The 14,490-nt window shown below is 34.8% G+C and carries 12 protein-coding genes; 1 reads left to right on the top strand and 11 read right to left on the bottom strand.

The window, feature by feature from the left end; translation table 11 throughout:
- Window positions 1–9 precede the first annotated feature (9 nt).
- The 11 genes from AC4BB7_RS16715 to AC4BB7_RS16765 form a co-directional block, all read right to left on the bottom strand.
- Window positions 10–987, bottom strand: coding sequence for a DUF5067 domain-containing protein (locus AC4BB7_RS16715; RefSeq protein WP_086314549.1), 978 nt, complete (start codon window positions 985–987; stop codon window positions 10–12).
- Between the two features lie 60 nt (window positions 988–1,047).
- Window positions 1,048–3,624: a YfhO family protein gene (locus AC4BB7_RS16720; RefSeq protein ID WP_490483810.1), complete on the bottom strand. Its 2,577-nt coding sequence runs from the start codon at window positions 3,622–3,624 to the stop codon at window positions 1,048–1,050.
- A gap of 24 nt (window positions 3,625–3,648) precedes the next feature.
- A complete protein-coding gene (gene lepB / locus AC4BB7_RS16725) occupies window positions 3,649–4,221 on the bottom strand; it encodes a signal peptidase I (RefSeq protein WP_490483811.1) in 573 nt (190 codons plus the stop codon).
- A 24-nt stretch (window positions 4,222–4,245) separates the two neighbouring features.
- A complete protein-coding gene (gene lepB / locus AC4BB7_RS16730) occupies window positions 4,246–4,926 on the bottom strand; it encodes a signal peptidase I (protein ID WP_490483812.1) in 681 nt (226 codons plus the stop codon).
- 27 nt (window positions 4,927–4,953) lie between these two features.
- Window positions 4,954–5,619, bottom strand: a complete 666-nt coding sequence (locus tag AC4BB7_RS16735; RefSeq protein WP_490483813.1) for a hypothetical protein — start codon at window positions 5,617–5,619, stop codon at window positions 4,954–4,956.
- Window positions 5,620–5,662: 43 nt separating this feature from the next.
- Window positions 5,663–6,727 (bottom strand): WxLIP family cell surface protein, encoded by a 1,065-nt coding sequence (locus tag AC4BB7_RS16740; RefSeq protein WP_086314553.1) that lies wholly within the window; start codon window positions 6,725–6,727, stop codon window positions 5,663–5,665.
- A gap of 111 nt (window positions 6,728–6,838) precedes the next feature.
- Window positions 6,839–7,624 carry a WxL domain-containing protein gene (locus AC4BB7_RS16745; RefSeq protein ID WP_086314554.1) on the bottom strand — a complete coding sequence of 262 codons (786 nt, stop codon included), beginning with the start codon at window positions 7,622–7,624 and terminating at the stop codon, window positions 6,839–6,841.
- 31 nt (window positions 7,625–7,655) lie between these two features.
- Entirely contained in the window at window positions 7,656–8,456 is an 801-nt protein-coding gene (locus tag AC4BB7_RS16750; RefSeq protein WP_490483814.1) for a WxL domain-containing protein, read from the bottom strand.
- Window positions 8,437–8,832, bottom strand: coding sequence for an EF2685/EF0750 family sortase-dependent surface protein (locus AC4BB7_RS16755; protein ID WP_490483815.1), 396 nt, complete (start codon window positions 8,830–8,832; stop codon window positions 8,437–8,439). The genes AC4BB7_RS16750 and AC4BB7_RS16755 overlap by 20 nt, the downstream gene beginning before the upstream one ends.
- Window positions 8,833–8,846: 14 nt before the next feature.
- A complete protein-coding gene (locus tag AC4BB7_RS16760; protein ID WP_490483816.1) occupies window positions 8,847–11,765 on the bottom strand; it encodes a MucBP domain-containing protein in 2,919 nt (972 codons plus the stop codon).
- Between the two features lie 247 nt (window positions 11,766–12,012).
- On the bottom strand, window positions 12,013–12,732 hold the full coding sequence (locus AC4BB7_RS16765) for a winged helix-turn-helix domain-containing protein (RefSeq protein ID WP_490483817.1): 720 nt from the start codon (window positions 12,730–12,732) through the stop codon (window positions 12,013–12,015).
- 258 nt (window positions 12,733–12,990) lie between these two features.
- Between AC4BB7_RS16765 and AC4BB7_RS16770 the strand changes: the two genes are divergently transcribed.
- Complete coding sequence (locus AC4BB7_RS16770; protein WP_490483818.1) at window positions 12,991–14,490, top strand: helix-turn-helix domain-containing protein; 1,500 nt, start codon at window positions 12,991–12,993, stop codon at window positions 14,488–14,490.

Here is a 14,490-nt window from a genome sequence, read left to right on the forward strand (position 1 = left end):
TAACAGTCATTATTCTGGTAAATCAATGGGTTGTGCTGGATGATCTTTAAATTCTTCTTTTGAAAAGTTCAATACAACTCGCTTATCATCATTTGCTAATTCATAAACAAATGCCGCCTCTACCATCTGGTCTTTCTCAACAGGTTCCGCGCCTTTTTTAATCAGCTCCTTGACATCTAATTCAGGATTTTCTTTTGAAAGATTTCCTTTAGTCAATACTTGTTCAGCTTGCGTAGCAGTGATCAGTTTTTGGTTTTCCTCAGGAATCATGGCTTCTTCTTTTTTATTGGTGAATCGATAGCGAATCACTAAAAGAGAATTTTTATCTCCATCTGGCAATTTCATTACTCCATCAATCAAAATAGACATGTTTTCATTTTCAATTTTTATTTCATCTCCACCTTCGGAGTCTTCAGTTTGTTCAGTAGTCAATGAATCCCCTGCCTTAGCATCTTTTTCAACTAAAGTTTCCACACTAGCATCGATTATTTTAGATCTTTCTTTATAATCGCCATCATTTGCAGAATAAAAAATCATTTCTACAAAACCATGGCTAGTTTCGACATAATAAAAATGTGCCCAAACATCTTTGTCCTTAAATTTAGTATTTAGAGTGTACTTTACCGCTGGCTGTTTATTAATTTGATACTCTTGCATATATACACCAGACAATTCTTTGTAATTGTATCGCTTTTGCAATTCAACCCTAGTCTTTTTGGCAAAATCCTGACGGTTTACTTCTGATTTTAAATACGTCAAAATAAATACATGGGAATTACTTTTAGTGTCTTCTCCCCCATATACTGCTTGCCGATTATATGCTTCTTTCCCCGCCTCATCTGTTTTCCATGAGGAAGGCAAATTAATTTCATAGGTTACTCCTTGACCAGAAAATGTCGTCGCTTCTTTAGACAAGTTCTTTGAGCAACCTGTCAACAAAATCATAAAAAAACAGATCATAAAGATTTTTCTATACGTACGTTTCATTCGTTAATCCTTTCTATTTCAGTTGAAGTGAAAACAATCAACTAAAACCTTCCTTTTACTTCATTTTTTTCGAGATCGGATCCAAACAAACAATAAAAATAAGATCGGACAAATAACAAATAAACTAGCTCCTATAGTGAATCCTTGCGGAAGAAATACTAGTGATAACTCATGCTCACCAGCTGGCACCGTGACAGCTAAAAAAGCTTCTTCTACAGCTTTTATTGGTACTTCTTTTCCATCCAGATAAGCTTTCCAGCCTGAATCATAAGGAATTGTTGTAAAGAGTACATTTTCTTTTGTCGAATTGATGCTTGTTTTTAGTTTTCTTCCTTTCCCTTCAAACTCTACTCCTTTACTTTGAGCAGATTGAATCATGGACTTAAAGTTTTCAGTGTTCAATATTAACGTATCCGGCCGCAGCATTTTCACAACAGAAACACCTCGAAAAGCAACTTTTACGGTTATCGTTGTGGCTTTTTCATAATAGCCCAAATTATAATATTGCCCTGTTCTAGGCATATCAGATGCCCTGCTAATACCATTAACTGTTACTTCCGCTACCGCATCACGCATAGCTCCACTATTTTCCACAAGTAGATTCAGATAGGCTTGAGAATGTGCTGGTACATCGACCGACCAGGTCATGATTTTGTCTGCAGATGGTTTTTCTTCTGAAAGATATAAAATATCTCCCTCTTGTTGCACAATCAAGTTTTCCTTGTTGACTTCTTTTGGCTCTTTAAAATAAAAAAGTGGTTGTTTACTTTCAGCCAAATGCTTAATTAAACTCTCTTGATTTTGAAAAGCTTCTTTTTTATAAATACCTTTGTCCGTCAAGATTCCTAAAGGTAAAACATATTGATTTTCATACAAATCATAACTGCCGCTATTTTTAATGTTATTAAACCCATATTTCATAGGTGATTCTCTACCAATGTTATATTTGATTCCTAACAATGCGTCCATCAAAATTGTATTATTCTTATAATCGATATTCAGATTTGTCCCTGTTGAACGAAATCCTAGTTGATTCATATAACTAGATGAATGGCGGTTTCTAATTGATGAAAACATCGAAACACCGCTATATCCATAATTAAAACTCTCATTATGAGAAATAGGATCAACATTCGCCATTCGATAAAAACCAGGTGTCAATGAATGCGTCTCATCAGTCAACGTCTTAATATCTTGATAATATTCTGTATATAGTTCTCTTTTAGGATAATTCCAGTCTTTTCTAACTCCAGCAATCATAGCTTGTGCATTAAATACTAATTCGATTCCTACTACAATCAATACTACTGCAGGAAGAAATTTCCGATAGTTGATTTTTGTATAGTACACAACACAAAGACCAACATACACTGCTAAAAAGAATAATGATAAAATCAGTGACTCTCTTGTGATATAGTCATATCTTTTTTTATTGGAAAAAATGTATGCACTAGTAAAGATGACCAGCAGAACGATTCCTATATTCACAAGTCGATTCAGCTCTTGTTTTTCCATCTTCTCAATACCGTAGCCAGCAAAGAGCAAAATAAAAAAGGAGAATAAAAAACTAAATCGAAAAAGAAACATATTTGGCGAATGTAATCCGTGCCAGAATAAGTTTAATGGCTGAATATAGATGCTTGCTACCAAAAAAATGCCTAAACTTCCATAAATAATTTTTTCCTGTAGTAGCACTCGTTTCGTTACAAAATAAAAAAGACAAAATAGCAACGGTAAAATACCCACATAAAAGAATGGCGCAGCCTCATATTTAGAAGTATCATACACAGCGCTCGTACTCTTCACGACCATATCCCATGTACCTACATCTGGTGTTATCCACCGATTGATCTCTGTTAAACCTTCTCCATTATTACTTAAATCGAAAATGGTGGGTAAAATCGTGATCATCGACGTACATCCAGCAAGAATAGAGGTGATTAAATACATGGAAATCGATTTTTTATACTGTCCCCATTTTGTAAAACTTCTTGCAAAAAAGTATAAAAATGTAAAGATTCCTACCATAAATGCCATATAAAAGTTTGATAAAAATAAGAAAAGATAGCTGATAAACAACAATGTAGGCTTTTTTTTATCCATTAAACGGTGAATACCTAAAACGATTAATGGTAAATAAATCAAGGCATCTAACCACATAATCATTGGTGAATAAGCAATACCATAACTCATTAACGCATAGCTAACACTCAAACCCACTTTTATCCATTGAGGTACTTTAAAGGTATAGTGAGCAAAAATAAAAAAACTAAGTCCCATACAGCCAAATTTTAGTAACGTAATAACATACATGGCATCTGGTATATGTAAATTGTCAAAGAAAAAGACAATCGGAGTAAACACTCCATTTAAGTAATAACTCATCAAAGCCCAGTAATTTAATCCTAAAGAACCGTACCAAGTATAAAACATATCCTGTTTTCCATGTAACATGTTATTAAAACTAGCATAAAAGTTGGAAAATTGCGCAAAAGCATCACTAGCTAAGAGTGTCGTTTCACTTCCTAAATAAATGCCTTGCTGAAAGTAAACCCACGCTAAAACTAGTATAGGAACAATAACACTTGCTAACATTGACCAACAATTTACTCTCATAAATTTTTTGAGTTTTTCCATAGTTACCTCACTTATCTCTACAATTTATTCATTTAAAAATCCCATTTTAGATATGGGATAATAACGATAGACCACGATTCCTTCTATTTGCGACCGATCGATCAATCCTAATTGCCGACTATCCCTAGAATCATTGCGATTATCTCCTAAAACAAAATATTTGTCTTCGGGTATTGTTGTCATATGTTCTAGTAGCCGAGAAACCTCTTTTGTTACCGATACTTCAGTGATTCCACTTGCTAAGTCGCCGTCGAATAGCGGTTTCTTTTTTTCATCTTGATTACTAGTAGTCACAATAGTCAAGCGTTTCTCATCAATCCGAATCTCATTGCCAGGAACTCCAATGACCCTTTTCACATATATCTTTCGCGGATCATCTTTGGGGTTAAAAGTAATTAGATCATGGGATGTCATTTTTTTCCCTTTCAGTACTAAAATTCGATCCCCATTTGTTAATGTGGGCTGCATAGAATGTCCATCCACTTGATGTGTTTTTACAAAAATCAAAAAACAAAGACAAACTATCATAAAGAAGAAGGAGAAAAGCTTAGTTTTATTTCTAAAGAACAATAATATTTTCTTTTTCTCTTTATACATTGATCTTTTTCCTTTCTTCCCTAATTAAAAATGAGTCATCCGATGTAATGGGAAAATTCTCAACTCAATGACTCCAATGATGTCTTTTTCGTCTATATAACCAAAAGTTCGACTATCTGTCGCGTAGGAGCGATTATCTCCCAAAACAAAATATTTTCCTTTTGGAACTTGCAAGTTTCCTAATACTTCATTCAACGAAAAATCTTTGGTGAAAGTACTATTGCTGTTTTTTGATGTGGTTAACTGTTTTTCTATAAAACGCTCGACAGTCTCTGTGTCATTGATAAATAACTGATCGTTTTTATAATAAAGCGATTCAAAAGGCAATCCTATAATCCGTCGGATAGATTTGGCTCCACTTACTGGGTCTTTGTAATAAACTAAACTAAAACGTTTCACTGCACCTAATTTATTTACAAATAACCTATCTCTATCTTCCAAAGTGGTCATCATAGAATAGCCTTCCATTTTTGGTAGTGAAAATGTAAAAAAACTCAACAGTAAAAACAGAATGCTAGAAATAATGAGAGTGATCGTCAGTTCTAACATAATCTTTTTATAGTTTTTTCTCTTTCGCTTTCTTCCATATCTAGTTGTTTTTTTTCTAACAGCAGTTGCTTTTCTTTTATGGTGATTTCTAGTTTTTTTCGAGGTGGTCCGTATTCTTTCGTTTGATGATGGTTTCCTTCTTTTTGATTTTGTCATTGTCTGTTCCTGATACTTTCTTTAAAACTATTTCTTTTGTTTTAATGCAGATTCATTCACTTTAAAGACTTCAAAAATTTGTTTTTGGCTTTTTTTAATTTTCTTGATATCTTCTAGATAGTTAGAGACATATGTAGAATCATTTAAATTTTCAAGTGTACGGTTACTTAGATTCACACCGAACTCACGCACTAGCGCATAGTAACGATTCAACTTCTTTTGACCGTCTGTGCTCAACCCACCAAAAGCGTTTTTATTTCCATAAGTAATCATTAAAGAGGTCATATCAGCTAGCTTCTCATTCACTCTCCCAGCATCACTGCCCTCAGAAAGGCCTTGTAAGTCCTTTTCAATTTCTTCAACTAAAAAATAACTTTGTACAATAGCATTGGCATCTTCTGTTTCTAGATGTGTTTGTTGATAATGGCGAGCATAGATTCCTCCACTCAGTGTTGCAGTAGCTAGAACAAATAACAGTAGACTTGTTTGTGTATTTTTCCTTTGTTGTTTCTTGATTCTCGAAAGCATTCGTTTGATTTTTTTCTTTTTCTGTTTATTTCTAATTTTCTTACTCTTCAGCGAATTATATTTTTTTTGCTTGCTTATCGATAAGATAAGACAAATCAATCCAAAAAAGAGGAAAAGAACAGAAGTTGATAACATTAAGATAAATAGCCAATCTAATATACTCACTCTACTTGTCCTCCTCTAACTAACAAATATAGAATTTTTACTGTCATTTCTTTTTATTTTTCTTTTTTCTTTTTTTAGAAGCAGCTTTTTTTTGAGAGATGACACGAACGATGACAAAGATAACCCCTATAACAAGAATAACTCCACCTATGATCAGCGCAATTAGTTTCCAATCAATCCCCTGCTCTTGTACTAAAGTGACATCTTGTGCATTGTATTTGTCTGCTTCTTCTTTTGTAATCTTAAAATCATTTGACCATTCCCATTTTTGATCACCACTAGTCACAAGGACATGCCCTGTGTATTCGCCGGCTTCCATACGTTCACCATTCATTTCAACTGGAAAATCGATCATTGAATTAGGAGACATTCTCATATTTGTCTTCTTAGTATCATAAAGAACTTCGGATGAACCTTTTTTCATCACTTGCATATCAATCGTCATATCATTCAAAAATGCAGCTTGGATATTCGAAAAATTTACGAATATAGCGTTACGATAATTGGCCAATTCTGGATAAAATTTTTCGAATTTGACATCAGGCTTCACTTCTTTATCTGTTTCAGTTAATACCATGCCTAAAACATAAGCATAACGGTTAACGATTTGTTTTTCTTTTTTCTCTTTTTCTAATTGTTCATCTGATTTTTTTACTTGCATTTGAATCCCACCAGCAATGATTCCATCATAGGAATCTGCAGGCATTGAAATATCTAAATCCAATGGAATTTTTTGTTTTGCCGGAATTTTAATTGTTTTTGGACCTTTGACAATATCTTGAAATTTATTTTTTAAAGAGGGATCATCTTTAAGCGTTGTTGGACCGAACTCAAGTACACCGTTTGAATTCGTTTTAGCTCCATTTAACTTAATTTCTACAGTGACTTCTTTGTCTGTGATATTGGTCATTTCAATTTGAACAGTCTGCTTTTGACCAGGATTCATCTTCAAATTGAAATAACCAGCATCTCCTATCTGATTCTCTGGACGAATCATTTTAAAATTGAAATTCCCCACATCCTCAGCTTCAGCTGCGTATGTATTTATTGCGGTCATTCCGAAACAAGCTATGTATAAAATAAAGTAAATTAATTTAAATTTTTTCATTTTTAACCTTCCTACTCTTTCACTAAGAAACAGTCCGCCGCTCCTCAAGATCGGCAGACTAATTTCATCAGTTTGTTTATATTTTGATTAAATCAAGTAGCGTTTTACAGCTTATGGTAAAACGTTCATTGACCAAGTGATTTCACCATGGTAGCCATTGTCTATGAACAATTCAGTTTCATCTTTGATATTTAGTTTTACAGATTTTTCTGAATCAGTTGCATCGCCTGCTGCGTAAGTTCCAAATAACATTTTGAATTTACCACGGCCTTTAGTAGCGTCTTCATGACCTAAAATTTGTGTTGGTTGACCAAACTCAACTGCTGTTGTTGCAACTGCTTCTGTTGGTGTTAACGTATTTGTTGGATCAGTTTCAGACTTAACACGTCCATTTAAGAATTGTAATGTTGCGCCGTCTAATTTTTTCTCTGTATTAGATGCTCCAACAGTTGTTTTTAATTCGCTTGTGATTTGTGCAGTGATTTCATATTTGTGCTCTAATTCAGTACGATCATCCACAAATTCAACATAGTTAGGTGAGATCATTTTATCTGTAGAACCTTCTTGACCATTCGCAACAAAGTTTTTCGCAAAGAAATGACGTCCAGTTCCTGAAGCTGCTGAATTATCTGATCCAAAGTTTAGAGGTGTGATTGCTCTAACACCAAAAGTTCCAGCGTCTGTTGTTACAAGTCCACTAGTGATTGTTCCTTCACCACTACCGTCACCAGAAGTAAGAGTATTTGTTGTACCGTCGCCTGTATTAGCAGTAAATTGGATATCCATTCCTGCTGATGGTGCTGCTCCTGGTGCTGCTTTTACTGAATTTGGTACTGCTACTGCGATACCTACTGCTGCTAATAAAGCTGCTCCGCATAATTTGTGTGTTAATTTCATTTGTGTTTCCTCCTAATATATTGTGATTTATCTATGGTAGCTCGGATATAATCCAAGTTAACACCGTTGTATAAGTTCCAGCCTTTTTCTCTGTTGCTTCTGGAACTGCTAATTGTACTGCATTATTGATGAATGCATTTTTATTTACGGTTTCATCAATAATTGATTTTCCTTGGTCATCTAGCTTAGGGCTCAGAGTACCAGCTTGTCCGCTAGTATTCTCATCAGAAGCACCAAAAACGATGCTCCAGGTTCCTCCGCCATTTCCCAAGTCAGCTTCAGCCAAATTGTATGTTTCACCAATGTTATTCAATCGAATCACTTCTTTTGAAACTTTTGGCGACAATGATTGAGCTTTTTTGGAGTTTGTCCAAGAATTATCAAAAGACAGGACTGCTCCTTTTAGAATATGTTTTTTTTCTTCGAGCTTCTTAAACTGCTCCTCTTGACGTAATTGCAAGGTCCAGCCAGTTGGGTTCGATCGGTAATCTGATACTTGAACAAATTGCCCTCTTGCTGTTGTTTCTCCCTTAAATTGCTGTGCATTTGCTGGAAAAACAATGTTTTTTTCTGCAATTTTACTTGCTCCAAAGTTGAGTTCTGGAACAAAGTCTATCCGCAACGAGCCTTGTGATCCATTGATAATGCTAGGATCTACAATTACGTCTGGATTTTCAGGGTCTTTAATGCCATTTCCTTCATCTGGACGATCAGAAAATTGAATTTCAGCCCCGACTCCCACTCCTTCAGCTAAAGCTGTCTGAGCAGTTGCTGTAAAAGCTAAGCAAGAGAGAACGACGATGATCACCTTTTTAGTTTTCATTTTTCTCATTCTCCCCCCTCCTCCGCTTTGCTTGATTGTTACGTTTCAGCAAATACAGAATGAAAGCAATCAGCAGCAATAATATGCCGCTTATAGATAAACTTCTTTTTACTAACTCACCAGTAGATGGATATCTACCTTTGGGTTTAGTTGGAAAGTTCGACTGACTAGAGTTTGTTGAACTTGAAGCAACAGATTCGCTACTAGAAGATGAGTCTGTTGTGCTATCACTTGAAGAAGAATCATTTTCAAGAAAAGTGATCTGACCTTTGGTTTGAACCGCTCCACCATTTTCTGTAGCCTCAACTGTTTGGAATAGACCAAAAAACAGAATGAAGGCGAGAATGAAGGGCAACGTGTACCATACATGATTATTTTTTTTCATGAGTTCCCCTCCATTTATGGTGTAATTCCTAGTTGAAATTGAATGACAGCATGATAACTGCCTAACTCATTAACCGCTCCTGGTGCAACTTCCATCTTAAATCCATCACCCGTTGAACTCCAAGTATCACTAATACTATAATCTCCAGCATTCGTTGTTTTACGAGAAACTATTGGTAAAAAATCATTACGTAAGATAATTTCATCCTTACCATTTTTGTAGCGGATCACTTCATTCAAAATTTTTCCTGATTTATTTGATAGTGGTGTCGTCAGAGCGGCTTTTAAGGTCCAAACTTGATTACCTAATCGATTATCAGTTATAACGAACGGATCATCTGTAATCTCGGCGCTATCTACTCGGATTTTTTTATAACTGGAAGTGACTGTTCCAAAATCAAAGCCAACAGGCGCCGACTTGATCTCTAATACACCAGTGTAGTAAAACTCCACTAGGTAGTTTTCACCGTACTTCACTGTTACTTCGCTAGAAACTACTGGTTGTTCTTCTTCATCAATAACTACTTTGCTCAGCACGTAGCCATCAATTTTTTTAGCTGAAATTGTCACTTCTTCACCGATCAACCCAGTGAGAGAAGGTTCTTCAGTTAGCTCTCTCTCTGAATCTTGTTCCAAATATAATACCGTGATATCAGCGATTCTTGGTTTGATAATGAACGTTTTTAACGCGCCAGAAGACGCTTCTACCGTTGTACCATCAGCTGTTGTTCCACTGACTTTATAGGCTTGTTTCACTTCAATATTTTTATCAATAGGCGGTTCAGCAATTTGGGAAACAACATTATAAGTTAAGTTCATCACCGCACTAGGTGCTATTTTCCCAAGTTTTACCTTTAACTTTCTATCTGCACTGAACTCAATATCGCTAGCTGCGATAGTAGTTCCGTTTAATTTAACGGATGTTTTATCGACTGTAACATTGGCAGGGAATGCTTCTGTTGTTTCATAAAGAACATTATTCCAAACTGATGGTGCTAAGGCTTTATTTTGAAAAGTTGAAGTAAATTCTACTGCTTCACTTTCCAAAATCTCTGCTTTGCCAATCGTCAGATTCGCTGAGACATCTGGTGCAGTGTGGGGACCGATCGTCCAAGTTTCTGGAGCTGAATCCATTCCACGAGCATCTGTCAACCAAACCGATAATTCATGACTAGTATCACCAAGTACAGAGGCTGGGATCACTCCCGTAAAATCACGTAAGGTGTTTACTGGACTGTTGGCTACTCCTCGACTTAGCGTTTTGACCACACCATCATCAAGTGAATATTTAATATCCACAGCTGTATCATCAGCATCTTTCCACTTACCAGCCAGATTATAATCTGAACCCGTCATAAACCACTCTTGCTTATCCGCTATTGTAATTTCTGGCGGCGAGTTGTAAGTCAATTTCTGTTCTACTGTATTAGATACTTTTCCACTACTATTTCTGGTATAAACATAAACTGACTTATTTCCTTTAGAACCTAAGTCACTTTTAGGAATATCAAATGAAAATTCAACATTCGTCCCTGGAACGTAGGGACTAATTGTTTTAACAAGTTTAAATGTTCCTGCTGTACCTGTCATTGAATAATAAATATCTTCTTTGGTTGTTGTGCCGAAGTCCATAATTGTACCTGTAACGGTATGAGAAACGCCATCATAAAAAACATTTTCTTCATCTAAATCCAACATTGGCAACGATTCACCCTGTGGTTTAGCAGAAAATGACATCACATAGCCAGTAGATTCTCCTTGGTCTATATCAACGGGTTTATTTTTCACGTATAACGCCGTATCATAAACATCTGCTGTTTCATTTTGTTCTTTTGAATACGCTATATCTCCCGATGGGGCATTCAACACTTCTTGCCCTGTACTGTAAGCATCTGAAAAGCCAGTAATTTTTGGATTATAGAAATCCCTTGGTTGGCCGTTAGGCATCATCTGTTTAACGCTCCAGCTATCTGGTCGATCTTTTGTATCAAAATAAAAATTTGCTGATGCATGTGACTCTGATGCATCGGGATTTCCTTTAGCATCTACACCATAGCTATCGTAACTAACACCCAGATTAGAACCTAGAAACTTAACAGGCATAATGTTATCTCCGCGCGGTATAGTTGGGCTCGAACTTAATAAATCCACATCATATCGTCCACCCAACACAAAATTTTGTAATGGTACATTACTTAAATTGGTAATTTTTGTAGCATATCTTGTTTTCCCTGTTGGCGCAATAACAAATTCAGTCATTACTTTCACATGATAATCAAATGTATTTTCTGTCACTACTGCAGGATTATTTCTCAATTCATATTCAATTTTGACTGATCGATTGTAAGAAGGCGATATTGGGTCGTTTGGTCTCAATACTACATCAGCACGATAATGCTTTATATTAGATACTAATGAGACTGGTTTACTATCTCCTCCACCTTGTCCGAATTCATTTAAGGGCTCAATTACTTTATCCCCTTGAACAAAAATTAATGGTGCAGAACTCGCAGTAACTCCTCGTTTATCGTGTGTCAGACCAACGAAGCTTCCATCATATCTCAACACATTTAGGTATTGTAAGCCACTGAATCGAAGAGTATACTGTATCATTAATTTTAGTTTTTCCAATTCTTTCGTATCTTTGTCGATCGGTAAGCCTCCAAACGAAACACCCTCCTTGAAATATCCCTTAGGTGGACTAAGGTCAATCGTAGCGGTTCGTGGAGTAGAAACTTCCTCCCAATCTCTCATACTCTCTAACGCGTATGGTTGAAATAACGGTGGATATTGTGACTGTTCTGTTATTTCAGCAACTTGATCCCCTTTTGTTTCCTGTGCTTTAATACTAGAAGTATGCCACCCAAGAACAAGGCTCATCACTACTAAAACGCTCATACTCATAAATAAAAGCATGCCTTTTTTATTTTTCATCTTTATCCTCCTTTCTTCAATAGTTGTGTACATTTATTTCAATTTTTCATCTTGCAATGTACCAGTTATCGACAGCAGTTGGTTCTTAAAATGAAGCTGATTCATTTTATAAAGAAAGTCTTACTTGCTTCTAATTTGGCGTGTCGATTTCCAAGCATGATAAAAAAAAGAAATTAAGCTATATTTGTCACCGTCTTTGATTCGGAATGTATCCTAATCAAACGCCATGACACATCGTTTTTCTCCCTTACATTACAGTACTTACCATATACCCTTTAGAACGTACCGTTTTAATGTATTTTGGCTGATTAGGATTCTCTTCTATTTTTTTGCGTAAATGAAAAACCAGATTGCTAACTCGATACTGTTTATTTCCATCTCGATTACTATTAAAGTCATCTTTCCAGACATTTTCGTATATCTCTTCATATGTAACTGCAATTCCAACATTCGCTAGCAAAAATGAAATTGTTTGGAATTCCAGTCTGGTCAAACCAATTTCAGTTTTTCCTTCAAGAATCACACTCAAATTAGTAGGGTTTAGTTCCAGCTCACTACTACATGTTCCTTTTTCATAAGGCTCCTTAGGAAAAACTGTTCCTTTTTCTCTACTAATTCTATTTAAGATATTTGAAAACTGTAAAATGGATTCTTCTTGCTCGTGCTCTGCATCAACTACCCCATCAGCACCAAGTTGCAAATAAACAATTTTACTTGTTTTTGTTAAATTTTTAGAAACAACCCAAATCAACATTTCATAACGTCTTCTTAATTCTAAAATTAGTTCACATGTATGCTTTAACCCTGAAGATGAAGAGTCTTCAATTATTAATGCATCCATCTTAGAAGCTTCATTCAATACATCTTCTCTGGATAGCGAATATAATCGATATGTTATTTTACTTAAATGATTAGCGTATGTATCGTCGTTTGATTCTCGTGTGTGTACAATTCCTATGTTATACATAATCTTCTATCCTTTCTATTGATATAAATGTTCATCTCTTAAGTTAAATCGAAATCTTATTTATACTAAAATTATATCTTTTAAATCTCGTTTTAAATTACGTAAAATCCTTTTTTTTTAGTTTTTTTTGAAATATCGTCATTTTTTTTGATATAACAACACTTTTTTGTATTTTTTTCACGTTATATGTTATATTTTCATAAAACAAACCAACATTTTTTGTTGGTTTTTCATTTTAAAAAGGAATGCGGTGAGTGTATGAAACGAAAGTTTATTAAAAAAAACGAAGAAAAAAAATTCGAACTATTTAAAAAAATTTTGTTTAGTACTAAAGGAATCGGTATTCAAGAAATTATTCAGGAGAGTAAAGACTCCAAGAGTACCACTTATCGTTATATACAACAACTTAACGAAGATTTGAGCCATCTGTTTCTCGAAACACCAATAAAAATAGAACAACAGAATACTATCTTTTCCATCGTATTACCCGATTCTTTGAATGTGAGCTACGCTATTAATACTTTACGTTTCAGCTATATCTCTATTTCGCCAGAGTACTTGATCTTTTCAGCTATCGCTGATAAAAATCATATATCGTTGGAATCTCTGGCCCAAACTATCAATTTGAGTCCTTCATATGCCTATAGAACTTTAAAAATTTTAAATAAACGATTGGCTTATTTTAGAGTCAAAATTGCCTTTGGCGATTTGAACAGAAAAGAAAATCTTCAAGGAACTGAAACCGACATTCGCTTTTTTCTCTTTTATGCTTATTGGAATATTTTAAAAGGAGCGATATGGCCTTTCCACAGATCTCCTGATTATTTTAAACAGTTACCCATTCCAATCAAGACGACTTTAGCACCATCCCAATTAACTAGACTACGCTATTTTCAAAATATTACCTATTGGAGGATTTTGTACTTACAAGAAAAAATCACTATTGATGATGCCTTTCTCTCCTATTTAATTATTTTGAATGAAAAAAATCCTACTATATTTACTTTAGATTTCACTACTGTCCTATCACATGATGAAATCAGAGCTGAACAAGTGTACTTTAGTTTCTTAGCTAGATTTTTTATTCCTAATATTGATACAAAAGAAACCAAACAGCAGACTGCACAATTATTGATTGATTCAAATCTTCCCTTAACGAATAGCTGCACAAATTTATTAAAATTTTTGCAAAAAAAATACGACCTTGTTATCAAAGACGAATCTTATCTTTTTTTCTACTACCATGTGTTTGTAGCTCTTCTTTTTGTTCATTATATTCAAGTTGACTATGATCCTTTGGTGGAAAATGAAAAACATTTATCGTCATTGGATGGAGGAAAACAAACATTCTCTAAGATGGAGAAAGAGCTGGATGCCTTCGTCACCAATTTTTTTAAAACCGATTCTTTTTTAAAAAAAATAGTCTCTAGAGGGTTGATCACATATATGACTAATGTCCTTTATTATGTGATCGATACCTCTCGAAAGGTAGAGCCACTGATTATTTTCTGTCAATACTCTAGAGATTTCTATACAACAGATCAGATTAAAAGTAGCTTATTGTCCACATTCGGCACTCAAACCATTCAATTTACGGCAGATATTCTTAACGCAGATGTTGTTATCTCCGATTGTTATGAAGGAGATATCAACAATCAAGACTTTTTTTTCTTTGATAATCCTTTTGATTCCCAAACTTGGGCGGAACTATCAAAATTTATCAATTATCGTATCCATAATTCTTCTACATTTAAGTAG

The sequence above is a fragment of the Enterococcus sp. AAFC-DPL-5182 genome (assembly GCF_058216605.1).

What these genes read in the sequence shown, in the direction of transcription:
- AC4BB7_RS16740 (WP_086314553.1), bottom strand. Translation starts at nt 6,727, where the DNA reads ATGAAAAAATTTAAATTAATTTACTTTATTTTATACATAGCTTGTTTC.
- AC4BB7_RS16720 (WP_490483810.1), bottom strand. Translation starts at nt 3,624, where the DNA reads ATGGAAAAACTCAAAAAATTTATGAGAGTAAATTGTTGGTCAATGTTA.
- AC4BB7_RS16770 (WP_490483818.1), top strand. Translation starts at nt 12,991, where the DNA reads ATGAAACGAAAGTTTATTAAAAAAAACGAAGAAAAAAAATTCGAACTA.
- lepB (WP_490483812.1), bottom strand. Translation starts at nt 4,926, where the DNA reads ATGACAAAATCAAAAAGAAGGAAACCATCATCAAACGAAAGAATACGG.
- AC4BB7_RS16715 (WP_086314549.1), bottom strand. Translation starts at nt 987, where the DNA reads ATGAAACGTACGTATAGAAAAATCTTTATGATCTGTTTTTTTATGATT.
- AC4BB7_RS16750 (WP_490483814.1), bottom strand. Translation starts at nt 8,456, where the DNA reads ATGAGAAAAATGAAAACTAAAAAGGTGATCATCGTCGTTCTCTCTTGC.
- AC4BB7_RS16755 (WP_490483815.1), bottom strand. Translation starts at nt 8,832, where the DNA reads ATGAAAAAAAATAATCATGTATGGTACACGTTGCCCTTCATTCTCGCC.
- lepB (WP_490483811.1), bottom strand. Translation starts at nt 4,221, where the DNA reads ATGTATAAAGAGAAAAAGAAAATATTATTGTTCTTTAGAAATAAAACT.
- AC4BB7_RS16760 (WP_490483816.1), bottom strand. Translation starts at nt 11,765, where the DNA reads ATGAAAAATAAAAAAGGCATGCTTTTATTTATGAGTATGAGCGTTTTA.
- AC4BB7_RS16765 (WP_490483817.1), bottom strand. Translation starts at nt 12,732, where the DNA reads ATGTATAACATAGGAATTGTACACACACGAGAATCAAACGACGATACA.
- AC4BB7_RS16745 (WP_086314554.1), bottom strand. Translation starts at nt 7,624, where the DNA reads ATGAAATTAACACACAAATTATGCGGAGCAGCTTTATTAGCAGCAGTA.